General features: G+C 68.0%; 1 protein-coding gene. It reads right to left on the reverse strand.

Features of this window, described 5'->3' with window-relative positions; all coding sequences use genetic code 11:
• Positions 1 to 228, reverse strand: a 228-nt coding sequence (locus tag SB660_RS24395) for an aminotransferase class III-fold pyridoxal phosphate-dependent enzyme (protein WP_410585244.1), incomplete at both ends; no start/stop codon positions are given.

Raw genomic sequence — 228 nt, forward strand, 5'->3', positions numbered from 1 at the left:
CGGTGAACAGGCGGGCCATCCGGATCGCGTTCTCGTTCGCGTCGGCACCGCCGTTGGTGAAGAACACCTTCTCGAATCCCTCGGGAGCGATGTCGACGATCAGCCGCGCGGCCTCGGCGCGCACGGCGTTGGCGTGTGCGGGAGCGACGGTCGTCAGCACCTCCGCCTGCGCCTGGATGGCCGCGACGACCTTCGGATGCTCGTGCCCGATGTTCACGTTGACGAGCT

It is taken from the genome of Bacillus sp. SIMBA_005, assembly GCF_046535585.1.
Taxonomy (GTDB): Bacteria; Bacillota; Bacilli; order Bacillales; family Bacillaceae; genus Bacillus; species Bacillus pumilus.